Source organism: Streptomyces kanamyceticus (genome assembly GCF_008704495.1).
Lineage (GTDB): Bacteria > Actinomycetota > Actinomycetes > Streptomycetales > Streptomycetaceae > Streptomyces > Streptomyces kanamyceticus.
The window spans coordinates 3,976,080-3,998,641 of the sequence record NZ_CP023699.1 but is presented as its reverse complement, the minus strand read 5'-3'; the positions used below and the strand labels follow the sequence as shown (position 1 = coordinate 3,998,641).

Sequence of the window (22,562 nt, the reverse complement as noted above, 5' to 3'; positions counted from 1 at the left end):
GTGCGCTGTGTCCCGGCCTCCCCACCCCGGCGGCGGTGCGGAGAGAGGCCTCGCGATACTGAACGTATGAAGCTCAGCCGCCCGGTCTCCTGGTTCCTGCTCGCCTTCGGGGTGTGGAGCTGGTTCATCTGGATCACTTTCGTCAAGAACCTGTGGAAGGACGGCAGTGGGCTGGCCTTCGATGACGCAGACAACCCGACCGGGTACTTCTGGGTGCACCTGACGCTCGCCGTTGTCTCCTTTGTCTTGGGGACGGTGGTTGGGGTCATCGGGTTCCGTGGAGTGCGTGCCTTGCGCGCAAGGTCATAGCCGTGGTCGTTCTCCTGGTCCTCATGGGCCTTGCCGTCCTCGCGGCCTTCGCCGGACTTCACTGGTACGTGTGGCGTCGCCTCGTGCGGGACACCACCACTCCCGGGTCCCTCGTCCGGCACGTCGGGACGGTGCTCGTCGTGGCCGCGCCGGTCGTGATGGTCGCGGCGCTGGTGACCGAGCGGGCCGGTGCGCCGTTCTGGCTCCAGCGGGTCCTGGCCTGGCCGGGCTTCCTGTGGATGGCGCTCTTCCTCTATCTGGTGCTCGCGCTGGTGGTGGGGGAGGCGGTGCGGGTGCTGTTGCGGGGGTGGGTGCAGCGGGGTGGTGCGGCTGTCGCGGATGCGCCCACTGCGTCCACTGCGCCCACTGCGGACGTGCCCTCCGAGAAGGTGTCCTCCGGAGCGGCCGTTTCCCAGGAGGCCCGCTCCGTAGAGGTCCCTTCCGAGGCGCCGGTCGAGGAACCCGTAGAGAAGCCCGTAGAGAAGCCCGTAGAGAAGCCCGCCGCGCGCCCCGCTCCCTCGCGGCGGCTCTTCGTCTCCCGTGTCGTCGGTGGGACCGCCGCGGCCGTCGCGGCGGGGACCGTCGGCTACGGGGCGTACGGCGTGCTGCGCGGCCCCAAGGTGAAGCGGGTCACCGTGCCGCTGGCCAAACTGCCGCGCGCGGCGCACGGGTTCCGGATCGCCGTGGTCAGTGACATCCACCTCGGGCCGATCCTCGGCAGGAACTTCACGCGGCGCGTGGTCGACACGATCAACGCCACGCAGCCCGATCTGATCGCCGTCGTGGGCGACCTGGTGGACGGCAGCGTCGAGGACCTGCGGCCCGCCGCCGCGCCGCTCGCCGGGCTGCGGGCGCGGCACGGCGCGTTCTTCGTCACCGGCAACCACGAGTACTTCTCCGGGGCCGAGCAGTGGGTCGAGCACGTGCGTGAGCTGGGGCTGCGGCCGCTGCGGAACGCCCGCACCGAGCTGCCCGGCTTCGACCTCGCGGGGGTCGACGACGTGGCGGGCGAGAGCGAGGGGAAGGGGCCCGACTTCGCCGAGGCGCTCGGCGACCGGGACCGCTCGCGGGCCTCCGTGCTCCTCGCCCACCAGCCCGTCGTCATCCACGACGCCGTCGAGCACGGTGTCGACCTGCAGCTCTCGGGGCACACCCACGGCGGCCAGCTGTGGCCCGGCAACCTCATCGCCGACCTGGCCAATCCGACGCTCGCGGGCCTGGAGCGGTACGGCGACACCCAGCTGTACGTGACCCGTGGCGCGGGCGCGTGGGGGCCGCCGGTGCGGGTCGGGGCGCCGTCGGACATCACGGTCGTGGAGTTGGCGTCGCGCCGGGTCTGAAGTGCCCTCCTCGGGGGTGGTTGAGCTGAAACTGGTCGGATCTGGCCGGATATCGGCGAGTCCTGGGGTGACGCGGTGACACCGGGCGGTCTCTCTGCGCAGCATTGGTGTCGGATGTTTGTGCGGTTCTTGACGCGTGCTGTGCCGGAGGGGGAACCAGGATTGTTGAGACGTGATGTCTTCCGCCTGCCACCGCACCCGGCGTCCGTGCCGCTCGCCCGGACCCGGGTGCGTGATCATTTGTCGGCCTGGGGGCAGGCGCCGGGGAAGGGGGCGCTCGACGACACCGTGCTGCTCGTGTCGGAGCTCGCGACGAACGCGATCCTCCACGGGCCCGTCACCGAGCGAGATTTCGAGGTCGCGGTGACGGTGCTCGCCGACGGGGCGTGCTTCATCGAGGTGTCCGACGAGGGACTCTCCGGGCCTGAGCCGCGCGGCTCGGGTGGCTGGGAGGACGAGGGCGGCCGCGGCCTGCGCCTTCTCGACGCGCTCGCGGACGCGTGGGGTGTGTGGCGGCGCGGTGGCGACGGCAAGACGGTCTGGGCGCTGGTGCGGGGGTGATCCGGTGGCACCCACCGGGCGAACGGGCTCGCGCCGCGTCGCCGACGTCCGCGTTGCCCTGCGTCGACTACACGGGCCCGCGTCGGCTTGTGTCGCCCCGCCTCAGCTCGCGCAAGCCCTCGTCACAGGGGGCCCGGCGCGGGGGGCCCGCCAATCCCCTCACCCCCCACCGGCAACGTAACCACCACCGCAAGCCCCGCCCCCGGCGCCGTACGTACCGCCACCTCACCGCCGTGTGCCGTGACTACGGCCCGTACGATCGCCAGGCCCAACCCGCTGCCCGCGCCCCCGCCCGTGCGGAAGAAGCGGTCGAAGATTCTTGTGGCGTCCTCGGGGGTGAGGCCGGGGCCCTCGTCCGTGACGCGTAGTCGTACGGACCCGGCGGTGCGCTCCGCTTCGAGCGTGACGGGTGTCGATGGCGGGGTGTGCACGCGGACGTTGGTGATGAGGTTGCCGAGTACCTTGCGCAGGCCCGATTCGTCGGCGCGGACCAGGAGCGGGCCGTCCGCGTGGACCGTGAGCGGGCGTAGGGGGTCCTGGGCCCGCAAGTCGTCCGCCGCCTCCCGGACGAGGCGGCTCAGGTCGACGTCCCGCAGCCGCAGTTCGGGGCGCTGGTCCAAGCGGGCCAGGGTCAGGAGTTCGTCGACCAGGCGGCTCATCCGGTCCGTCTCGGCGTTGACGCGCCCCCACGCGCGCGTGCGCTCCTCCGGGTCGGCCAGCATCCCCTTGTCGTACAGCTGGAGGTAGCCGCGGATCGCGGACAGCGGCGTACGCAGCTCGTGCGAGGCGTCCGCGACGAAGCGGCGCAGGCGGTCCTCGCTGCGTTCGCGGGTCTCGAAGGCCGATTCGACCTGGTGGAGCATGGAGTTGAGGGCCACGCGCAGCTGTTCGGTCTCGGTGACCGCGTCGGGGCGGGAGGGGACGCGGCGCGTCAGGTCGCCCTCGGCGATCGCGGACGCGGTCTCCACCATGTCCTCCAGGGGGCGGAGGCGGTGGTGCGCGGCGAGCATCGTCAGGACGGCCAGGAGCCCCAACAGGACCACTCCGAAGGCGGCGTCGAGTTTGAGGGCCTTCTTGATGCCGGAATGCAGGCTCTCCGTAGAGGTGGCCAGCAGGACGGTCGTGCCGTCCTTGAGGCGCGCGCCCACCGCGCGGTAGGGGGTGCCGCCCAGGGTGACGTCGTGCGGGTCTCCGGAGGCGGCCAGCGCGGCGGGGTCGTCGACGGCGTCGGCCAGTGCGCGCTGGCGCGCCGTCGGTTCGAGGGTGCCGATCGCCAGCGGCTTCCCGGCGGGGCCGACCGCGACGAACACGCTGTCCGCGCTGGGGAGTCCCTTCGTGTCCCCGCTGCCGGGGGAGAGTTTGTCCAGGGCCACCCCGAGTTCGCTGAGGTACTCGATCTGCTTCATGGTGAATCCCATGCGTTCCAACGACTCGCGTGACGTGGCCAGTTGCGTGTCCACGTTGGCGAGCACGTAGTGGCGCATGCCCATGAGGCTCACGGCCGCCGCGGCGACGATGCCGAGGGCGAGGAGCGCCACGTTCACGAGGGTGAGCCGGGCCCGCAGCGAGTGCATGCCACGGCGCACGCGGCGCCCGCGGCGCCCGCGAGGCCCGCGACGCCCGCCCCGTGCGGCCACGCGGGCCCGTGACGTCACGCGAGCCCGTATCCGACGCCCCGCCGCGTCGTGATCAGCGGCGGCCCGATGGCGTTCAGTTTGCGCCGCAGATAGCTGATGTAGGTCTCCACGACGGTCGACTCCGCCGTGTGCTCGTAGCTCCATACGTGGCGCAGGAGCTGCTCCTTGGAGACGACGCGGCCGCCGTTGCGCACCAGGAAGCGCAGCAGGGCGTACTCGGTGGGGGTGAGCTGCGCCGTGCGGCCCGCGCGGCGCACCAGGTACGTCGTCTCGTCCAGTTCCAGGTCTCCGTAGCGCAGTGGCGGGCGCTCCGGGAGCACGTCGCGCGCTCTGGTGCGGCGCAGGACCGCGCCGATGCGGGCCACCACCTCGTCGATGTTGAACGGCTTGGTGATGTAGTCGTCGCCGAAGCCGAGCGCGCCGACGATCTCGGCGGGCGCGTCCCGCGCGGTCAGGAAGACGACCCCCACCTCCGGCAGGCGCGCCCGCAGTTCCCTGCCGAGCGCCCTGCCGTCGCCGTCCGGCAGCATCACGTCGAGCAGCGCCACGTCGGGCCGGGTGCGCCCGGCGTGTTCGAGCGCCTCGCGCACGGTGGCCGCGACCATCACGTCGAAGCGGTGGTAGCGCAGGGCGATGGCCAGGATGTCCGCGATGCTCGGCTCGTCCTCGACGACGAGGACGGTCGCGTCGCGCGTCCGTCCGACATCTGTTCCACGGGCGTCTTCGGCGTGGCTCATGCCTTCAGTATCGGCGCGGCCGAGGTACGAAGTGCCCTTACACGCCTTGGAGTTGCTTGAGAATCATGGCCGCGCCGTGCCGTTCGAACCGCCGCGCCGCCGATGCTGAGGCACCGGAGCGACAGGGCGTCGGGGGACACGACAAGGCGACGAAGGGAAACGCATCGTGGCGGCATTGGCGCGCTGGTGCCTGCGGCACCGGCTGGTGGTCCTGGTGCTGTGGGTGGGGGCACTGTTAGGTCTGGGTACGGCCGGTACGCAGGCGGGCACCGACTACTCGAACGTCTTCTCCCTGCCGGACACCGATTCCAAACAGGCGTACGACCTGATGACCAAGGCGTTCCCGGAGCGCTCGGGCGACACGGACACCGTGGTGTGGCGGGTCTCCGAGGGGTCCGTGCGGGACGCGGACGTACGGTCCAGGATCGAGCCCGAGCTGACGCGGATCGCGGGCATGGCGGGCGTCGGCGAGGTCGCGAGTCCGTACGCGTCCCAGCGGGCGGGCGCCGCGCAGATCAGCGAGGACGGACGGATCGCCTACGCGGAGGTGACCTTCGGCAAGCAGGCGGACGCCGTGCCGAAGGCCCTGGTCGAGGACGTGGTGGACACCGCGCGGGCGGCCGGGCGGGACGGCCTCCAGGTCGAACTGGGCGGCCAGGCGATCACCCGCGTCCAGGAGCCGCCCACCGGCACCGCCGAGCTGGTCGGCATCGCCGCCGCCGCGATCGTCCTCTTCCTGGCCTTCGGGGCGCTCTTCGCGATGCTGCTGCCCATCGTCGTCGCGGTCTTCGGAGTCGGCCTCGGCATGCTGTCGACGATGCTGCTCAGCCACGTCGCGGACATCCCCGAAGTGGCGCCGCTGCTCGGCTCGTTGATCGGTCTCGGCGTCGGCATCGACTACGCCCTGTTCATCGTCACGCGGCACCGGCGCGGCATCCTGCGCGGGCTCGCGCCCGAGGAGTCCGCGGTGCGGGCGATGAACACCTCGGGGCGCGCGGTCATCTTCGCGGGCGGCACGGTGTGCATCGCGCTCGCCGGGATGCTCGTGATGAACATGCGCTTCCTGGACGGCGTGGTCATCGCCGCGTCCCTCACCGTGGTCCTGAGCGTCCTCGCCGCGACCACCCTGCTGCCCGCGCTCCTCGGCCTGCTCGGGCCGCGCGTGCTCAGCCGCCGCCAGCGCCGCGCACTCGCCGCTGCAGGGCCGGAGTCGGAGGAGCCGAACGGGCTCGCGGCGCGCTGGTCCTCGTACGTCCAGCGCAGGCCCCGGCCGATCGCGCTGCTCGCCGTGGCGGTGATGGCGGTGCTCGCGCTGCCGCTGCTCTCGCTGCGGCTCGGCGCGACCGACCAGGGCAACCACCAGGAGTCGACGACGACCCGGCAGGCGTACGACATGCTGGCCGAAGGATTCGGGCCCGGCTTCAACGGGCCGCTCCAAGTGGTCGCCGAACGGGCCGGCAAGGCGGCCACCGGGGACCTGGTGGAGCGGATCCGTGCCACCGAAGGCGTCGCGCGGGTCGCCGCCGCGCCGCCCGCCGACGGCATCTCGGTCATCCAGGTGGTGCCCACGACCTCGCCCCAGTCCGAGGAGACCGACCGGCTCATCGACCGCCTCAGGGACGACGTGATCCCCGAAGCGGGGGTCGAGGCCCACGTGGGCGGGGTGACGGCGGTGTTCAAGGACTTCGCCGCGGTGACCGCCGACCGGCTGCCCTACTTCGTGGGAGCCATCATCGGGCTGGGCTTCCTGCTGTTGCTGGTCGCCTTCCGCTCCCTCGTGGTGCCGCTGACCGCGGCCCTGATGAACCTGATCGCGGCGGCCGCGTCCTTCGGAGTGCTCGTCGCGATCTTCCAGTGGGGCTGGGGGACCGAACTGCTCGGCATCGGCAAGGAGGGGCCCATCACCGCCTTCCTGCCGGTCATCATGCTCTCGCTGCTCTTCGGACTCTCGATGGACTACCAGGTGTTCCTGGTGAGCCGCATGCACGAGGAGTGGGTGCACACCAAGGACAACGCCCGTGCCGTGCGGGTGGGGCTCGCCGAGACCAGCAGGGTCATCAACTGCGCGGCCCTGATCATGATCTGTGTGTTCTCCGCGTTCGTGCTGAGCGGCGACCTGGAGGGCGCCATGGCGGGCATCGGGCTCGCCGCGGCGGTGGCCCTGGACGCGTTCATCCTGCGCACGGCCCTGGTCCCTGCCGTGATGCATCTGCTCGGCCGCGCCAACTGGTGGCTGCCCGCGGGTCTGGAGAAGCGGCTTCCGCACCTGGCGGTGGAGCCGCGCGAGTCGGACTCGGAGCCAGACCCGGGGCCGGACCCGGGGCCGGACCCGGCGCCGGTGCCGGGTCCGTCGCTCGAAACCGTGCCCCACGCGCGCGTGCCTCAGATGGACGCACCCAGGGGCGCGTCGGTGGTGCACGGTTTCGTCCGCACCGCCGACGGCGAACCGCTCCAGGGCGCGATCCTCACGCTGCTCTCCAAGGGCGGGCGCCAACTGGACCGCGTCACGTCCCTGGCCGACGGCTCGTACATCGTCGCGGCCCCCGCGCCTGGCGCCCACCTGCTCGCGGCCACGGCCCCAGGACACGCATCCAGCGCCCGCCACGTGATGGTCGGTGACGAGCCACTGACGTACGACGTGACGCTGACCGGGGACGGGGTGGACGCCGTGAACTGACCCTGGTTCGCCGTCCGTTGTCAGACGAGGGCGCCGTCCGCCTCAGCTTCCGCCGGGCGTGCAGGGAGCGCGAAGCGGCGCACCCCCGGCACCGCCGCCGTCCCCGCGCACGCCACGGCCACCAGGACGGCCGCGATCCCCAGGGGGACCCCGGGCCCCCAGGCGTCCGCCGCCAGGGGCGCCAGGACGTATCCCAGGGGCATCGCGGCCATCGAGAGCAGCCAGTCGTACGAGGTGACGCGGGCCAGCGCCCCGGCCGGTATCGCCGCCTGTACCGAGGTGTCCCACACGGGGCTGAGGAAGCCGAGACCGGCCTGGGCCAGGCCGTAGGCGGCGATGACGGCCGGGGCCGGGGCCTGGCAGGCGAGCAGGGCGAGCGGCAGCGCGTACGTCGAGAGCCCGAGGTTGGCCATGAGCACAGGACGCCGGGGCCGGGCGCGCCCGGCGAGCAGGGAGCCGAGGAGGAGGCCGACGGCGCCGACCTCCAGGAGCCAGATCCAGACCCCCTCGCCGCCCAACTCCGCGACGGCGACGGCGGGTCCGAGGGTCATCAGGACGGCCGCGGCCCCGTTCCACGCGGAGTGGCCGAGCAGGCTCGTCCAGTACCAGTCGCGGCCGCGCACCTCCTGCCAGCCCTCGACGAGGTCCTTGCGCAGGGAGCTCCGGCCGACGGATTCCACGGGGGCGGCGCGGTGGAGGCGGAGCACCGACAGGAGGCACGCGCTGACGGCGAAGGAGGCGGCGTCGAGGACGAAGGCCCAGCCGGGGCCCGCGAACGCGACGAGCAGCCCGGCGAGCACGGGTCCGCCGAGGGCGGTGCCGCTCTTGACCACGCCGAGCAGTGAGTTGGCGCCGAGCCTGTCCTGTTCGGCGACGGTGCCGGTGATGAGCGGCGGCAGGGTCGGCATGGAGAAGGCGGACGCGGCCCCGCCGACGGCCGAGGCGGCGGCGATGTGCCACAACTGAGGATCCCCGCCGAGCAGTTCGATGCCTACGAAGAGCTGTGTCGCGCAGCGTGTGACGTCGGTGAGGAGCGCGACGGTGCGGGCGTCGAACCGGTCGCCGACGACACCGCCGAGCGGCAGCAGGAGCAGCCGGGGTCCCATCGCGCAGCCGAGGACGAGGGCGAGGTCGGAGGTGGACCCGGTGGCGCGGAGCACGGCGAGGGTGAGCGCGGCCGGGATGACGGCGTCGCCGACGAGGGACAGGGAGCGGCCGAGGAAGAGGAGGCGGAAGGAACGGTTTCGCAAGAGGAGTTGAGGCAGGAGGAGTTGAGGCAGGAACCGGGACATGGGAGCGGACTGTATTTCGTTTCCGAACTATTCGTCAACGAAATATATGGACCCGAAGTACGCTGCTCTCCATGGCGGATGCGAAGAAGAGCGGGGACCGGCACCGGGATCAGGACTGGACGGACGGGCACCTGGAGCGATGGCTCCCGGTCCTGCCCACCCTCGACCCGGACGTCGAAGGCGCCGTCACGCGCATGAAGAAGCTGACCGTCCACCTGCGCCGGGTCCGTGAGCAGTCCCTGACCGACTTCGACCTGGATCGCCACGAGTTCGACACCCTGCACAAGCTGGCGGGCCGCGGCGGTTCGGCGACCCCCTCCGAACTGGCCGCCGACCTGGACCTGGCACCCGCCTCCGTGACCGGCCGCCTGGACGGCCTGGAGCGCCGCGGCCTGATCCGCCGCACGCCCTCCAAGAGGGACCGCCGCAGGGTCGACGTGGGGCTCACGGAGCAGGGCAGGGTGACCTGGCTCGGCGCGATGGGTGTGGTGGGCCACGAGGAGGACCGGCTGTTCGGAGTGCTCCCGAAGGAGGAGCGCGCCCAGCTCTCGGACATGCTGCGCCGGATCATGGTGCTGGCGGAGGAGGGCGGCGGGGCGGGCTGGGACCGCTCCTGACCGGCCCGCCCCCAGGGCCTGTCCGGCGGATCATGGCGCTGTCGCGGGGTCTGGCACGCGCTCCCCCAAGCTCTCGGCTTCGCTCGAGCAGGGGAGGCCCCACTGCGTTGCCGCCCTCCTCCGCCTTGCGGCCGCACGCACCAGACCCCGCCCGCCCGCACCGGACGGTGCGCGCCACCCGAGCGCGCCCTGATCCGCCGGACAGGCCCTAAGTCCGTGCCAGCTCCGGGCGCTTGAGGTAGTCCGTGAATCCCACGACGTTCCCCCACGGGTCGGCGATCTCCACGGTCCACCCCGTGGCGACGGAGAACGGCGGGGCGAGCAGGGGGATTCCCGCGTCGGCGAGGGCGCGGCCCTTGGCGCGGGCGTCCCTGACCTCCAGCCATACGCGGGGCGAGGGCCACGGCGGCGTACGCGGGGTGATGCCGTCCTCCCTGCGCAGCAGGACGCCGGGCGTCTCCTTGCCCACCTTCAAGATGGCGAGCCCGAGCTCGTCGAGCCGGAAGGAGACGGGGAACCCGGCCCGCTCGTAGAACCCGACGGCCTCGCCGAGGTCGCCGACGGGGAACAGGACGTTGTCGAAGCCGAGCAGCTCTGCGGACTGGTCAGCGGACAGGCCGACCGACTGGTTGTCTGACATTCCGTCAGGCTAGGGCGAGGGGCGCCGCAGGGGCGCAGGCGCGCGTGCACCGCGCCGCGGGCGCGCGTTTCTTGAGCCGTACGGCCCCCGCCGCCACCCCAGCCACTCCAATGCCCCGCTACCTCGGCGCCCCCTACCTCGCCCGCACCACATCCAGCTCCGCCACCGCCGCGTACGTCCCTTCGCCGCCGTGCTCGCTCAGGACGCGCAGCATCACGCGCCGGGCCTTCGTGGCCGCGAACGGCACGGTGAACTCCGTGCGGTCGGCGGGGAAGGCGCCGTGGGCGACGGTCCGCCAGGCGGAGGCGGAGCCGTCCGGCACGCGCACCTCGTACTCCTTGACCAGCCCGTTCACGCCGCCGTCCTGGCGCGGCAGGTAGCGGATCCCCGCGATGCGCCGCTCGGCGCCGAGGTCGACGGTCAACTCCTGCGGGAGCGCGGCGCCGTAGGCGGAGTGCCAGTGCGTGTACGGGTCGTTGTCGACGGCGCGCGACGCCCCGCCCGGCTCGCCCGCGCTCTCCTCGCTCGTCGCGGTGGCGGTGAAGCCGGATCCCGGCAGCATCCCGGGGTTCGCCCCGATCTGCGATGCGAGGTCGCCGGGGTCGGCCGCCCGCACCGGCACGGCGTCACCGACCTGGTCGTACCGGTCGAGGAAGGGGCGTACGTCGGAGCCCGCGGGGGTCGCCCAGGTGCGGTCGGCGACCACGGCGAGCGGGCGGCGCGCGAAGTGGTCGACCCAGCCGACGGCGAAGGTCTGGGTGTGGTCGGACCAGCGGGACACGCGGTAGCCCTGGATGCCGGGCGCCGTCGTGAAGGGGTAGTCGCGGTAGGTCGTGCGTACGTCGAAGAAGCCGTAGCTGCCCGGCTTGGCGCCGAAGCCGGGGGAGACGTACAGCGGGCCGTCCTGCGAGCCCGCCACCTGATAGCCCTGCGCGGCACGGCCCTCGGGGCCCGACAGCCACTCGTTGACGACGATCCGCTTGTCCGGGTCGATGCTCGTCTCCTGCTGGAAGTCCCACCACTGCCAGATCTGTGTCGTCTTGCCGTGCGAACGCACCGCCGCGTCCAGCTCGTCGATGTACTCCACGAGGACGTCGCCGGGGTGCGGGTAGCCCTTCTCCTTCTGGTACGCGACGAGTTCGGGGCAGGCGTTCTGCGCGGCGGTCCCCGGGAGTTCGTCCGTGCCGATGTGCAGGTAGGGGCTGCGCGGGAAGATCTCCGCGACCTCGGCGATCAGGTCCTTGGCGAACGCGCGGGTGGCCGGCTTGGTGTAGTCGAGCGTCCAGTGGCCGCGGTCCGAGCCCTCCCAGCTGTTGTCCGGACGCGCCATCGGCTCGCAGGCGAACGCCAGGTCGGGGCGGGCGTCACCGATCGCGACGGCGTGGCCCGGCAGGTCGATCTCCGGGACGATCGTGACGCCGTACCGCGCGGCGTACTCCTCCAGGTCGCGCAACTCCCCCTTGGTGTAGTGCTGTTCGGCGACGATCCCGGGATGCTTCGCGCTCTCGATCCGGTAGCCGTTCCAGTCCGAGAGGTGCAGGTGGAAGGTGTTCAGCTTGTACCAGGCCGACTGGCGGATCTGCTGCTTCAGATAGTCGAGGGGGAAGTACTTGCGGCCCACGTCGAGCATCTGGCCGCGCGAGGCGTGGGTGGGCCAGTCGGTCGCCGTGCCGCGCGCCACGGTGTGCGCGGTCGGCGCGGTGCGCAGGGCCTGGAGCAGCGTACGCGTGCCGTAGAAGACTCCTTGGCGCTCGCGGGCCGTGATGCGCAGGTCGGCGCCGACGGCCAGCGCGTACCCCTCGGCGGACTCGGGCACTTCGCCGCCGCCGATGCGCAGCACGATGTCGTACGGGCGTGGGCTGCCCGTCACCACCTTCGGCCGGATGCCCTCCTGCGCGGCGAGTTCGTCCGCGAGCAGGGCGGCGGTGGGGCGCAGGGCGGCCTGCCCCGAGCCCCGCGCCACGACGATCCGGGTGGCCCGGGTCAGCTCCCAGGTTCCCTTCGCGCCCTGCCAGTTCCGCAGCGTGGGCACGGTCACGGGCGCTGGATCGCTGCCGCCGCTCGGAGCCGCCTCGGCGCCGGACGGCAGCGCCAGCGCACCGGCGAGGAGCGTGACGGCGAGAACCGCCCTGACGGCGAGGGAGCGGGAGCTACGACGAGGCATGCACCGGAGTGTGCGGGAGAGCCGCTGTCGTGTACATGGGGGTACCGGGGCCGGTGGTTGGACTTATCGACGCCCGTGTACGCCCATGTACGCCCGTGGGCCCCGCTCCTCACAAGGAGCGGGGCCCACGAAGTCGTCCGAGCGAAGAGGCGATCAGAAGCGACGCGTGATCAGCGCGCGCTTGACCTCCTGGATCGCCTTGGTGACCTCGATGCCGCGCGGGCAGGCGTCCGTGCAGTTGAACGTCGTGCGGCAGCGCCACACGCCGTCCTTGTCGTTGAGGATCTCCAGGCGCTGCTCGCCCGCCTCGTCGCGCGAGTCGAAGATGAAGCGGTGCGCGTTGACGATCGCGGCCGGGCCGAAGTACTGGCCGTCGTTCCAGAACACCGGGCACGACGAGGTGCACGCGGCGCACAGGATGCACTTGGTCGTGTCGTCGAAGCGCTCGCGGTCCTCGGCCGTCTGCAGACGCTCGCGCGTCGGCTCGTTGCCCTTGGTGACCAGGAACGGCATCACGTCGCGGTAGGCCTGGAAGAACGGGTCCATGTCGACGACCAGGTCCTTCAGGACCGTCAGGCCCTTGATGGGCTCGACCGTGACCGGCTTGGCCGGGTTGACGTCCTTGATCAGGGTCTTGCAGGCGAGGCGGTTCTTGCCGTTGATGCGCATGGCGTCCGAGCCGCAGATGCCGTGCGCGCAGGAGCGGCGGAACGTCAGCGTGCCGTCCAGGTCCCACTTGATCTTGTGGAGGGCGTCCAGGACGCGCTCCTTCGGGTCGATCTCCAGCTGGAAGTCTTCCCAGCTGGCGTCGGCCGAGACCTCGGGGTTGAAGCGGCGGATCCGGAACGTGACCGTGATCAGGTGGGAGGACGTGGAGTCGGCCTCGAGGGCCTCCAGCTTGTCCATCGTCGGGGTAGCCATCAGTACTTACGCTCCATCGGCTGGTAGCGGGTCTGGACGACCGGCTTGTAGTCGAGCCGGATCGAGTCCTTGCCGTCGTCGGCGACCTCGCGGTACGCCATGGTGTGGCGCATGAAGTTGACGTCGTCGCGGGTCGGGTAGTCCTCGCGGTAGTGACCGCCGCGGGACTCCTTGCGGGCCAGGGCCGACTGCGCCATGACCTCGGCCAGGTCGAGCAGGTTGCCCAGCTCGATGGCCTCCAGGAGGTCGGTGTTGAACCGCTTGCCCTTGTCCTGGATGGAGACGTTCTTGTAGCGGGCGCGGAGTTCCGCGATCTTCTCCACCGCCGTCTTGATCGTCTGCTCCGTGCGGAACACCATGACGTTGGCGTCCATGGTCTCCTGCAGCTCCTTGCGGAGCTCGGCGACCCGCTCGGTGCCCGTGGCGTCGCGCAGCTGCTCGACGAGACCGACGACCAGCTCCTCCGGGTTCTCCGGAAGCTCGACGTAGTCGTTCTTGGCGGAGTACTCGGCGGCGGCGATGCCCGCGCGGCGGCCGAAGACGTTGATGTCCAGGAGCGAGTTCGTGCCCAGGCGGTTGGCGCCGTGCACGGAGACGCAGGCGACCTCACCGGCGGCGTACAGGCCGGGGACGACGGTCGAGTTGTCCGCGAGGACCTCGCCCTCGACGTTCGTCGGGATGCCGCCCATGGCGTAGTGCGCGGTCGGCTGGATCGGGATCGGGTCCGTGTAGGGCTCGATGCCGAGGTAGGTCCGCGCGAACTCGGTGATGTCCGGGAGCTTGGCGTCCAGCTGCTCCGGCGGGAGGTGCGTGAGGTCGAGGTAGACGTGGTCGCCCTCGGGACCGCAGCCGCGGCCCTCACGGATCTCCGTGTAGATGGAGCGGGACACGACGTCACGGGACGCGAGGTCCTTCATGACCGGCGCGTACTTCTCCATGAAGCGCTCGCCGTCCTTGTTGCGGAGGATGCCGCCCTCACCACGGGCGCCCTCCGTGAGAAGGATGCCCATGCGCCAGATGCCGGTCGGGTGGAACTGGAAGAACTCCATGTCCTCCAGCGGCAGGCCGCGCCGGTAGCAGGCCGCCTGGCCGTCACCGGTGAGCGTGTGCGCGTTCGAGGTCACCTTGAAGAACTTGCCGGTGCCGCCGGACGCGTAGACCACGGCCTTCGCCTGGAAGATGTGGATCTCGCCGGTCGCCAGCTCGTAGGCGACGACGCCCGCGCTCTTCTTGACCCCGTCCTCCTCCACGATGATCTGGTCGAGGACGTAGAACTCGTTGAAGAACTCCACACCCTCCTTGACGCAGTTCTGGTAGAGGGTCTGGAGGATCATGTGGCCCGTGCGGTCCGCGGCGTAGCAGGACCGGCGGACCGGCGCCTCGCCGTGGTTGCGGGAGTGGCCGCCGAAGCGGCGCTGGTCGATGGTGCCGTCCGGCGTGCGGTTGAACGGCAGGCCCATCTTCTCCAGGTCGAGGACGGCGTCGATGGCCTCCTTCGCCAGGATCTCGGCGGCGTCCTGGTCGACCAGGTAGTCACCGCCCTTGATCGTGTCGAAGGTGTGCCACTCCCAGTTGTCCTCCTCCACGTTGGCGAGCGCGGCGGCCATGCCGCCCTGCGCCGCGCCCGTGTGGGAGCGGGTGGGGTAGAGCTTGGTGAGCACGGCGGTGCGGCTGCGCTTCGTCGACTCGATGGCGGCGCGCATGCCCGCGCCACCGGCGCCGACGATGACGGTGTCGTACTTGTGAATCTTCACTGAAGTCGCCTCGGCTTTAGCGGATGTTCGGGTCGAAGGTGAAGATCACCAGCGTGCCCAGAAGGATGGTGAACACCGTGGCGGTGTACAGCAGGCCCTTGAGCCACAGGCGCGTGTTCGCGCGCTCCGCGTAGTCGTTGATGACCGTGCGCAGGCCGTTCGCGCCGTGCAGCATCGCGAGCCACAGCATCAGCAGGTCCCAGACCTGCCAGAACGGCGAGGCCCAGCGACCCGCGACGAACGCGAAGCCGATCTTCGAGACACCGCCGTCGAGCACCAGCTGGATCAGCAGGTGGCCGAGGACGAGGACGACCAGGACGACGCCGGACAGGCGCATGAAGAGCCATGCGGCCATCTCGAAGTTGCCGCGGGTCGAGCGCGGGGTCTTGGAGGTCCGCTTGCGCGGGGCCTCGATGACCGGGGCCGGGTTGTCGGCGTCGTAGAGCGAGACGCCCTCGACGGGGCCGACCCCGGACGTTCCGGACTTCTCAAGCGTGGTGTCGGACATTTCTGGCGTCAGCTCCCGAAGACTTCGCGGACGGCGTGGCCGAGGACGGGGTAGAGCGCCCCGACCATCAGGACGAGCCAGATGCCGACGACGGTCCAGAGCATCTGCTTCTGGAAGCGGGGACCCTTCGACCAGAAGTCCACGGCGATGACGCGCAGGCCGTTGAGCGCGTGGAAGAGGATGGCGGCGACCAGGCCGTACTCAAGGAGAGCGACGATCGGCGTCTTGTAGGTAGCCACGACGTCGTCGTACGCCTCCGGAGAGACGCGGACGAGAGCGGTGTCGAGGACATGCACGAACAGGAAGAAGAAAATGAGGACACCGGTGACTCGGTGAGCCACCCATGACCACATGCCTTCCCGGCCGCGGTACAGCGTTCCAGCCGGCACGGAAGAACCCTCCGGGAGCGGGGATTGGGGCCGGCCGCCATCTTTTTGCCGATGAGACACAGTTTGTCGGACGAGCCCGGCCGGGTACGGTCCACCGGCCGCTCGTCATCGTATCGACGAGTTGTCGGTGTACCTGCCCCGGGTCCGCCGGTGTGATCAAACAGGCAATCAAACAGGCACGTACGGGCTATCGGGACGCGGCCGCGGGCGGGTTTCGCGGGCGGCGTGTCCCGCGGCCCTCTCGTGCGTGGTGTCCGTGTCATGACTGGCCGGGGCCATGGTCAGCCGCGCGATCCGGCCGCGGGCGAGCCTGCGCAGCTCCTCGGCGGCGATGGCGCGCTCGTCCTCAGGATCGTTGCCGAGGCGTGACCGGAGGCCGGAGAGCAGCAGGTCGAGGGCCTCGCTCGGCGCGGCGTCGTCGAGGCAGATCACGAAGGAGTGCCCGAAACGGCTCTCGTACGCGGCGTGGGCGGCGCGCAGCGCGGTGTGCACGGCGGTGTAGGTGCCGCGGCCCCTGCTGGCCACGGGCGCGCGCGGGTGCGATCCCTGTTGCGGGACCGTGGGGTCGAGGGGCTCGCTCGCCAGGGCCTCGGCGAGGTCGGAGGGCGCCAGGTCGTACGACGCCTCGTCGCCCGCGGCGAGGAGCGCGTCCAGGTCGGGGTAGGGCCGGTGGGCGGCGACCTGGCGGGCCCAGTACCCGCTGCCGCAGCAGGTGAGCAGGGCGGCTTCGGCCGCGTCCGGTGTGGCGGAGTTCAGTTGCTGCAGGGCGGCGCGGCCGGTGGGACTAGGGGAACGGTGCGGGGGCAGCGTGCGCTCCTGGGCAGGGGACGGCAAGGGCGGGGCGGTGCGGTGCGGGGGTGGTCGCCACGCTAGCGAGGCGTGGTGACAGACGTCCGATGGATGAGCGAATTTCACCCGTACGGGAGAGTTTCGCATCGTGGTGTGGACGAGTCTCTCGCGAGGGTGCGTCGTAGCGTGGATCCATGGGTCTGACATGTGGTGTGGTGCCGTACGGGGTGTTTCGTGCTGCCGCTTCGCGGCGGATTTCCTCCATTTGCCCACCCTTTCGTCCCGTTCTGCGGGGTGAGCTGTGAAGCGCGGGCCCGTCGTGGCCGCCGGGGGTGCCCTCGTCGCCGGGGCCGTCGTGCTCGCCGTCGCCGTCTGGCCCGATGAAGGCGGGGGGCCCGCGGATCCGCCCCCTTCGGACGGGAAGTCCGCCGCCTCGCCAAGCCCAGCCAGGAGTTACGCCCTCTCCAAGGCGCCCGACACCATCCCCGCCGTGCGCGAGCACGAGGCGGCGCGCGGTCCCGGCTGGCGTCCCGGGGACTCGGGCCGTGTGGTCGTCCGCGATGAGGACCTGGCCGACGAGGGCCGCCTGCTCGCCGGTGAGCTGAAGCTGAAGTACGCGGGTCAGGGCGATCCCCGGCAGGGGGACGTGGAGCTGGCGCTCGCGTCGGGGGAGGAAGCCGAGTCGTACACCCTCTCCGTGAAGGACCGCCGGGTGCGGATCACGGCCCCCACGGACGCGGGCGTCTTCTACGGGACGCGGACCCTGAAGCAGGAGGTGCGCGGGGAGAGGACCGCTCCCGAGGGCGTCGTACGGGACCGTCCGGCCAAGGCGCGGCGCGGCTTCATGCTGGACATCGCCCGCAAGCACTTCGACGTGGCGTGGATCGAGGACCGGATCCGGGAGCTCGGCGACCTCAAGTTCAACCAGCTGGGGCTGCACTTCTCCGACGACCAGGCGTTCCGCGTCGCGTCCGATTCGCACCCCGAGATCGTCTCCTCGGACCACCTCACCAAGGCGCAGGTCCGCGGCATCGTGAAACTGGCCGAGAGCCGCCACATCACCGTCGTGCCGGAGATCGACTCGCCGGGCCACCTCGGCGCGGTCATCCGCCAGCACCCCTCCCTCCAGCTCCGCGACGCCCGGGGCATCGCCACGCGCGGCGCCGTCGACATCTCCGAGCCGGGCGCGGCGGAGATCGTCGACGATCTCCTGAAGGAGTACGCGGAGCTGTTCCCCGGCGCGCACTGGCACCTCGGCGCCGACGAGTACCGCGCCCTCACGGTCAAGGACCCCGAGGCCTCCTACCCGCAGCTGGCCGCCGCCGCCCGCGAGGAGTACGGCCCCGACGGGCGGGTGCAGGACCTCGCGACGGGCTGGCTCAACGACCGGGCCGACGCCGTGCGCCCGTTCGACAAGAAGCTGGCGGCCTGGAACGACGGGTTCTTCCGGGGCGGGACCGAGCAGGCCGCCGACGACCTCGACGTGGCGTACTGGACGGGCAAGGAGATCGGCGCGCGCGAGCCCGTCGAGTACCTGCGCGCGGGCCGGAAACTCCTCAACTACAACGACGAGTACCTCTACTACGTGCTCGGCCAGCCCAACACCTTCCGCTACCCGACCGGGCAGCGGATCTACGAGAACTGGACCCCGCTGGTGCTCCGCGGCACGCGCCCGGTGAGCAAGGAGTACGACGGCCAGATCCTCGGCGGCACCTTCGCCGTCTGGTGCGACCTGGCGGGCTCGCAGACCCAGGAGCAGGTGGCGCGGGGCATCCGGATGCCGCTGCGGGCGACGGTGCAGAAGCTGTGGGACCCGCGCGATCCGGGGCGGTCCTGGGCCGACTTCGTGAAGCTGGCGGACGAGACGGGCTGACCTGCCGAGGGGCCTGAATCGGGGCGGTCTGTCCCGGTGGGGTCTGTCCCGGTGAGGTATGGTCCGTCGGCCGTCGTACGCGCCCTGGGGAGGGACGCGGGCGGCCTTCGAACACCGGACCAAGTCCGTGAACCCGTGGGGGGTAGCTCGGCCATGCTGTGCAAAGAATGTCAGTCGAACACGGCGACGACGTCGGAGGGGCTCTGCGACGGCTGCGTCACGGCGGCGGCCTACGCGGCCGCGCCGCCGCCCGCGCGCCCCGGCAGCGGACCTGCCACCTGGCTGCGCTCGCCGGTCGGGCTCGGCCGGGCGGTCATGGCGCTGCTCGGCGTCGTCATCGCCGTCGACCTGTACGCGCTGTGGGCGGCCACCGCGATGCGCGGCGTGATGAACGATCTGATCTCGGGGGAGTACGGCGAGGACATCGAGCTGGACGCCGAGCACGCCGACACGCTCTACGCCAGCGCCGGCGGACTGCAGCTGGTGGCGCTCCTCGCGACCTGCGTCGTCTTCCTCGTCTGGTTCCACCGCGTGCGCGTGAACGCGGAGGTGTTCGACCCGCACGTCCACAGCAAGTCCCGCGGCTGGACGGTGGGCAGCTGGTTCGTGCCGGTCGTGAACCTGTGGTTCCCGCGCCGGATCGCCATCGACATCTGGGACGCGAGCGGTGACCGCTCGAAGAGCCTGGAGGCACCGGGCGAGCGGGAGACGCCCTGGCTGATCAACGCCTGGTGGGCGCTGTGGCTGGTGAGCATCACGGCGGGCCGCCTCGCCGGGCAGCGCTACTCGGATGCGGAGGAGCCCGAGAAGATCAACTCGGCCCTCACCGGGATGATGGTGTCGGACGCGCTCGACGTCGTGGCCGCGGTCCTCGCGATCCTCTTCGTGCACCGTCTGACGCGCATGCAGGACGAGAAGGCGCGGTCGGGTCCGGGGGCGGTGCCGGGCGGCCTTCCGCTGGGCTGACCGATCTTCCCTTCCCCCCTCTTCCCTGCTTCTTCCCTCCTTCTTCGCCCCTTCGGTTTCTTCTCTGGTTTCTCCTTTCTGGTGGCGAACTCGCCCACGCATGTGGTGTATTCGCCCGAAGAAGGCAGAACGGGGCAGCACGGAGCACGGCGGGGGTACGGCGATGGGCTACTGGGGGTACTACGTCGTGGGCAGGAGCGAGCGGCCGCTCGCGGAGCTCTCGGCGGTGGCGGGCGTCCGCGAGGAGCTCAGCCTCCTGGTGCAGCGGGACGACGGCTGGCAGGTGTGGGAGGTCGCGGGCGGCGACGGCACGCGCGACGTCGGCAACATGAACACGCTGGCCCTGGAGACGGGCGCGCCCGCGCTCTTCGGATACGTGATGGACAGCGACTGCGTCGTCATCGAGGCGTCGGCGCCGGAGAGCGGGGCCTGGACCACCTGTCTGGCGCGCCGCGCGATGGCCGGATACCTCGGCGACGACGGGCTGACCGTCGAGGACTACTTCCTCGAACCGCGCGACGCCGCCGAACGCGCGGTGGCCTGGGCCGCCGAGTCGGGCCGTACGGCGCGGACGGGGCCCCTGCTCGACGTACTGAACGCGGAGGCCGAACCCTCGGCGGAGGAGCTCTTCTTCCGCCTCCTCGACCGGCTCGGTGTCGTGCCGCAGTGACGGCAGTGACGTTACCGGGGCAGTGCACGCAGTAAGGGGCAGTGCAGGGTCCGGGACGGGAGACGTACAGCATGAGCCTCGTGGAGCTGATCGCGCAGGCCGACGAGAGGGGCCTCGCGGCCAGCGGCCTCGCCTGCCTCGACCGGTGCGTGCCGGTACTCGGCGCGGACGACGACCTGCTGCGCCCGCTGTGGGCGAGCCTCGCCGACGGCGGCGACTGGGGCGGGCCGCTGGCAGCTGCGCGGGAGGCGCTCGCTCCCGCGGCTCAGCCGCCCGGGGCGGCCGGTGAGGCGGTGGCGCTGGCCCGGCGCATGCTCGACGCGGTCCCCGCTGTCCCCGCTGTCCCCGGCGCGCACGGCGGCGCCGAGGTGCGGGAGTGGGCCGACGGCTGCTCCGTCGCCGCGCTCCAGGTGCACAGGATCCTGGACACCGCACCGGACGGCGCGGGCCGCTCGGTACGGTCCCGCCGCGAGGGCCGCACGGACAGCATGTCCCCGCTGGTCGCGGCCGAACTCCGCCGCCAGATAAGGATCCTGGAACTCCTGGCCAACCGCGGCGCGGGCCCGGCGGGCGGCCTGCGGCAGGCCCTGGACGTGTCCATGGAGGGGCGCAGGGTGCTGCGGGCGGTGGTGTCGCGGCGGGCGCGGGGGCGTGGGTAGGACGTCAGTGCCGCTTCGCCGGTAGGTCGGCCGAGCACGTGGCCCGTCCGTAGGCGCCGAACGCCGTGGCCCTGCGCTTGTGTTCGCCGCTGATCGCGAGCGCGCAGCTCGCCTCCCCGCCCGCCTTGCCCAGCCGGATGCTGACGGCCGGGTCCTCGCCGAGCGGCACGCGGACGGTCTTGCGCCAGGGCAGTTCGACACCGGCCTCCACCCTGGCGGCGCCCTTCGCGCTCCCGGCCACGTACGAGACTCCGGCGTCGCCCGAGCCCGTGATGCGGTACGTCACCGACGCGGTGGGGACGGGGCGTTGCCGCTCCGGTTCGTCCTCGTCGAGGACGCCGTAGGTGATGAACGCGGCGCAGAGGCCGATCAGCGCGGCGCCCACGGACACGACGCGCCGGTTGGATATCTCGCCGACCGTCTTTCCCTCGATCTCGCTTTCCGGCACGACGGTCTCCCCGATTTCGTGCGTGATCTCATTCTTCATTTCCCCACCCCAGGAGCGACAGGGGCCGGTGGCGGCCCCGATAAATCCGCCCGGTTATACAACATCCCGACCACCGTTCACCAGGCCGGGAAGATAGCGGACTTAATGGGTGAAGCGGGAGGTCGATTGGCGGCTCGTCTGAGAAGGAGCATGTCCGGAGCCGTCACGGTGCGGCGGTGACTTCCGCTTGGTAGAGGGAGGGCGCGTGGCGAACCCTCGTGGCTGCTGGAGCGGAGGGGTGGAGTCATGGACGGTGGGGGAAGAGGCGGCGGAGGACAGGTGCCGAGAGCGGGGGAGATGCGCGGGCGGGCGCGGGGGTTCGTCGCGCATGTGACGATGCGGAATCGACTGCCGCTCGACTTCTCCGTGGCCAGCCTGCGCGTGGTCGACTTCCTTATCGACGGGCTCCGCAAAGGTCGCCGCGAGCGCGCCGAGATCGCGGGAACACTGTTCGGACTTGGAGCCTATGTCGGGGAAGTCCTTGTTCGCCGTGCCGGTGCCGTCTGGGTCGACTTCGACGGGGAGCAGCGGGAATTCTTCGGGCAGCCCGTCGGTGTCCGAATGCCGGACGGTCGGTTTTGGAACCCCTTGGGCAAGGTCGTCAATTGTCTTGAGCAGGGCGGAATAGAAGGTTCCGAAGCTTCGCTCCAGACCTTCTATCTGACGTTGCCCGGACGGGTACGTCACGCGGCGTGAAGCAGCCGCCGCTGGTTTATTGAGTCTTCTTTTGTTTTGGGTGACTGCGGCAGAGTGAGCCGCGGAGCGGGACCGCGGGCGCGGGCAGGGCACGGGCACGGTGGACAGTGTCAGCGGAGTTAAGAGGAGAGCGTGGGGCAAGGTGGGGAACATCGCCGTGCGGCGGGCAACGACGAGGAGTTGACGCGGGCCCTCGGGGCAGCCAGTGCGGGGGACGAGGCTGCTTTCGCCATGGTTTATCGCTGTGTCCATCCGGGTCTTCTCCGGTACCTGCGCGGCCTCGTCCGCGAGGACGCCGAGGACGTCGCGTCCGAGGCCTGGCTGCAGATCGTCCGCGATCTGGGCCGGTTTCACGGCGGCGGCGGAGAATTCCGCCGATGGGCCGCGACTGTCGCGCGCCACCGTGCCATCGACCATCTGCGCCGCCAGAGGAGCAGGCCGCGCGCCTCGCTCCTCTCCCAGGACGCGCTCGAACTGCCCGGCACGGACGACACCGCCGCCCAGGTCCTCGAGTCGCTCTCCACCGCGCGCGTACTGCGGCTCGTCGCGACGCTTCCGCCCGATCAGGGGGAGGCGGTGCTGTTGCGTGTGGTGATGGGACTCGACGGCCCCGCGGCCGCGCGAGTCCTCGGCAAGCGGCCCGCGGCGGTACGGGCGGCGGCCTATCGCGGACTGCGGCGGCTGGCCCATGAGTTGGAGGAGGCACGGTCTCCTCGGCGACGCGCCGTGGGGGGCGAGTACGCCATGCGCAGGGAGAGACGGGCGGCGTGCTGAGCCTGGGGATCCGGCAGCCGGTAACCAGCCGAATCCCAGCCGTATGTGAGAACTCTCCCCAAAGCCTCAGGTGTCTCGTTAGCCTGACGAGCCATCATTCGG

At 71.3% G+C, this 22,562-nt stretch carries 22 protein-coding genes; 11 read left to right on the top strand and 11 right to left on the bottom strand.

Translation table 11 applies throughout. The features are described 5' to 3' along the window. The first annotated feature begins 66 nt into the window (after positions 1 to 66). The 3 genes from CP970_RS44950 (at position 67) to CP970_RS16385 (ending at position 2,210) form a co-directional block, all read left to right on the top strand. Complete coding sequence (locus CP970_RS44950) at positions 67 to 309, top strand: SCO4848 family membrane protein (protein ID WP_055555558.1); 243 nt, start codon at positions 67 to 69, stop codon at positions 307 to 309. 23 nt (positions 310 to 332) lie between these two features. Continuing rightward, positions 333 to 1,649 (top strand): metallophosphoesterase, encoded by a 1,317-nt coding sequence (locus CP970_RS16390; protein ID WP_150494801.1) that lies wholly within the window; start codon positions 333 to 335, stop codon positions 1,647 to 1,649. A gap of 162 nt (positions 1,650 to 1,811) precedes the next feature. Beyond that, a complete protein-coding gene (locus CP970_RS16385; RefSeq protein WP_055556194.1) occupies positions 1,812 to 2,210 on the top strand; it encodes an ATP-binding protein in 399 nt (132 codons plus the stop codon). 122 nt (positions 2,211 to 2,332) lie between these two features. On the opposite strand, the gene CP970_RS16380 is transcribed toward CP970_RS16385, so the two are convergent. After that, positions 2,333 to 3,784 carry a sensor histidine kinase gene (locus CP970_RS16380; RefSeq protein ID WP_150494800.1) on the bottom strand — a complete coding sequence of 484 codons (1,452 nt, stop codon included), beginning with the start codon at positions 3,782 to 3,784 and terminating at the stop codon, positions 2,333 to 2,335. 77 nt (positions 3,785 to 3,861) lie between these two features. Further along, positions 3,862 to 4,584, bottom strand: coding sequence for a response regulator transcription factor (locus tag CP970_RS16375; protein ID WP_055544387.1), 723 nt, complete (start codon positions 4,582 to 4,584; stop codon positions 3,862 to 3,864). A 175-nt stretch (positions 4,585 to 4,759) separates the two neighbouring features. Between CP970_RS16375 and CP970_RS16370 the strand changes: the two genes are divergently transcribed. Beyond that, complete coding sequence (locus tag CP970_RS16370; RefSeq protein ID WP_055544388.1) at positions 4,760 to 7,261, top strand: MMPL family transporter; 2,502 nt, start codon at positions 4,760 to 4,762, stop codon at positions 7,259 to 7,261. A gap of 20 nt (positions 7,262 to 7,281) precedes the next feature. Here the strand turns inward: CP970_RS16370 and CP970_RS16365 are convergent, their stop codons facing one another. Next, positions 7,282 to 8,553 (bottom strand): MFS transporter, encoded by a 1,272-nt coding sequence (locus tag CP970_RS16365; protein WP_055544389.1) that lies wholly within the window; start codon positions 8,551 to 8,553, stop codon positions 7,282 to 7,284. Positions 8,554 to 8,624: 71 nt separating this feature from the next. Here CP970_RS16365 and CP970_RS16360 point away from each other — a divergent pair, with 71 nt between their 5' ends. After that, positions 8,625 to 9,170 (top strand): MarR family winged helix-turn-helix transcriptional regulator, encoded by a 546-nt coding sequence (locus CP970_RS16360; protein WP_150493468.1) that lies wholly within the window; start codon positions 8,625 to 8,627, stop codon positions 9,168 to 9,170. Positions 9,171 to 9,378: 208 nt separating this feature from the next. Here CP970_RS16360 and CP970_RS16355 read toward each other — a convergent pair whose 3' ends face one another. From CP970_RS16355 to CP970_RS16325, 7 genes are all read right to left on the bottom strand, one after another. Next, positions 9,379 to 9,786: a VOC family protein gene (locus CP970_RS16355; RefSeq protein ID WP_055550422.1), complete on the bottom strand. Its 408-nt coding sequence runs from the start codon at positions 9,784 to 9,786 to the stop codon at positions 9,379 to 9,381. A gap of 157 nt (positions 9,787 to 9,943) precedes the next feature. Then, entirely contained in the window at positions 9,944 to 11,974 is a 2,031-nt protein-coding gene (locus tag CP970_RS16350) for a family 20 glycosylhydrolase (RefSeq protein ID WP_055550380.1), read from the bottom strand. Between the two features lie 153 nt (positions 11,975 to 12,127). Continuing rightward, a complete protein-coding gene (locus CP970_RS16345; RefSeq protein ID WP_055550383.1) occupies positions 12,128 to 12,895 on the bottom strand; it encodes a succinate dehydrogenase iron-sulfur subunit in 768 nt (255 codons plus the stop codon). Beyond that, positions 12,895 to 14,649, bottom strand: coding sequence for a succinate dehydrogenase flavoprotein subunit (gene sdhA / locus CP970_RS16340; RefSeq protein ID WP_055550385.1), 1,755 nt, complete (start codon positions 14,647 to 14,649; stop codon positions 12,895 to 12,897). Before sdhA ends, CP970_RS16345 begins: the two co-directional genes overlap by 1 nt. A gap of 16 nt (positions 14,650 to 14,665) precedes the next feature. Then, entirely contained in the window at positions 14,666 to 15,157 is a 492-nt protein-coding gene (locus CP970_RS16335; protein ID WP_055550387.1) for a succinate dehydrogenase hydrophobic membrane anchor subunit, read from the bottom strand. Between the two features lie 8 nt (positions 15,158 to 15,165). After that, on the bottom strand, positions 15,166 to 15,546 hold the full coding sequence (gene sdhC / locus CP970_RS16330) for a succinate dehydrogenase, cytochrome b556 subunit (RefSeq protein ID WP_079043698.1): 381 nt from the start codon (positions 15,544 to 15,546) through the stop codon (positions 15,166 to 15,168). Between the two features lie 168 nt (positions 15,547 to 15,714). After that, positions 15,715 to 16,380, bottom strand: coding sequence for a 2-oxo-4-hydroxy-4-carboxy-5-ureidoimidazoline decarboxylase (locus tag CP970_RS16325; RefSeq protein WP_063806146.1), 666 nt, complete (start codon positions 16,378 to 16,380; stop codon positions 15,715 to 15,717). 256 nt (positions 16,381 to 16,636) lie between these two features. On the opposite strand from CP970_RS16325, the gene CP970_RS16320 reads away from it, so the two are divergent. The 4 genes from CP970_RS16320 to CP970_RS16305 all read left to right on the top strand — a co-directional run bounded on the left by CP970_RS16320 (position 16,637) and on the right by CP970_RS16305 (position 20,503). Next, positions 16,637 to 18,208: a beta-N-acetylhexosaminidase gene (locus CP970_RS16320; RefSeq protein ID WP_055550391.1), complete on the top strand. Its 1,572-nt coding sequence runs from the start codon at positions 16,637 to 16,639 to the stop codon at positions 18,206 to 18,208. Positions 18,209 to 18,361: 153 nt separating this feature from the next. Further along, on the top strand, positions 18,362 to 19,174 hold the full coding sequence (locus CP970_RS16315; protein ID WP_063806147.1) for a DUF4328 domain-containing protein: 813 nt from the start codon (positions 18,362 to 18,364) through the stop codon (positions 19,172 to 19,174). Positions 19,175 to 19,337: 163 nt separating this feature from the next. Then, the gene (locus CP970_RS16310; protein WP_055550393.1) at positions 19,338 to 19,844 is read left to right on the top strand and encodes a hypothetical protein; all 507 of its coding nucleotides are present in this window, start codon (positions 19,338 to 19,340) and stop codon (positions 19,842 to 19,844) included. Positions 19,845 to 19,915: 71 nt separating this feature from the next. Then, positions 19,916 to 20,503, top strand: a complete 588-nt coding sequence (locus tag CP970_RS16305; RefSeq protein WP_055550395.1) for a hypothetical protein — start codon at positions 19,916 to 19,918, stop codon at positions 20,501 to 20,503. Between the two features lie 4 nt (positions 20,504 to 20,507). On the opposite strand, the gene CP970_RS16300 is transcribed toward CP970_RS16305, so the two are convergent. Then, positions 20,508 to 20,990, bottom strand: coding sequence for a hypothetical protein (locus CP970_RS16300; protein ID WP_224058468.1), 483 nt, complete (start codon positions 20,988 to 20,990; stop codon positions 20,508 to 20,510). A 297-nt stretch (positions 20,991 to 21,287) separates the two neighbouring features. On the opposite strand from CP970_RS16300, the gene CP970_RS16295 reads away from it, so the two are divergent. Both CP970_RS16295 and CP970_RS16290 read left to right on the top strand, forming a co-directional pair. Further along, positions 21,288 to 21,686, top strand: coding sequence for a hypothetical protein (locus CP970_RS16295; RefSeq protein WP_055550429.1), 399 nt, complete (start codon positions 21,288 to 21,290; stop codon positions 21,684 to 21,686). A 132-nt stretch (positions 21,687 to 21,818) separates the two neighbouring features. Continuing rightward, a complete protein-coding gene (locus tag CP970_RS16290) occupies positions 21,819 to 22,460 on the top strand; it encodes an RNA polymerase sigma factor (protein WP_055550397.1) in 642 nt (213 codons plus the stop codon). Positions 22,461 to 22,562: the final 102 nt, after the last annotated feature.

Coding starts and splice junctions, on each gene's coding strand:
- CP970_RS16375 (WP_055544387.1), bottom strand. CDS start 4,584: ATGAGCCACGCCGAAGACGCCCGTGGAACAGATGTCGGACGGACGCGC.
- CP970_RS16360 (WP_150493468.1), top strand. CDS start 8,625: ATGGCGGATGCGAAGAAGAGCGGGGACCGGCACCGGGATCAGGACTGG.
- CP970_RS16335 (WP_055550387.1), bottom strand. CDS start 15,157: ATGTCCGACACCACGCTTGAGAAGTCCGGAACGTCCGGGGTCGGCCCC.
- CP970_RS16295 (WP_055550429.1), top strand. CDS start 21,288: ATGCGCGGGCGGGCGCGGGGGTTCGTCGCGCATGTGACGATGCGGAAT.
- CP970_RS16305 (WP_055550395.1), top strand. CDS start 19,916: ATGAGCCTCGTGGAGCTGATCGCGCAGGCCGACGAGAGGGGCCTCGCG.
- CP970_RS16390 (WP_150494801.1), top strand. CDS start 333: ATGGGCCTTGCCGTCCTCGCGGCCTTCGCCGGACTTCACTGGTACGTG.
- CP970_RS16345 (WP_055550383.1), bottom strand. CDS start 12,895: ATGGCTACCCCGACGATGGACAAGCTGGAGGCCCTCGAGGCCGACTCC.
- CP970_RS44950 (WP_055555558.1), top strand. CDS start 67: ATGAAGCTCAGCCGCCCGGTCTCCTGGTTCCTGCTCGCCTTCGGGGTG.
- CP970_RS16350 (WP_055550380.1), bottom strand. CDS start 11,974: ATGCCTCGTCGTAGCTCCCGCTCCCTCGCCGTCAGGGCGGTTCTCGCC.
- CP970_RS16315 (WP_063806147.1), top strand. CDS start 18,362: ATGCTGTGCAAAGAATGTCAGTCGAACACGGCGACGACGTCGGAGGGG.
- CP970_RS16365 (WP_055544389.1), bottom strand. CDS start 8,553: ATGTCCCGGTTCCTGCCTCAACTCCTCCTGCCTCAACTCCTCTTGCGA.
- CP970_RS16310 (WP_055550393.1), top strand. CDS start 19,338: ATGGGCTACTGGGGGTACTACGTCGTGGGCAGGAGCGAGCGGCCGCTC.
- CP970_RS16380 (WP_150494800.1), bottom strand. CDS start 3,784: ATGCACTCGCTGCGGGCCCGGCTCACCCTCGTGAACGTGGCGCTCCTC.
- CP970_RS16300 (WP_224058468.1), bottom strand. CDS start 20,990: ATGAAGAATGAGATCACGCACGAAATCGGGGAGACCGTCGTGCCGGAA.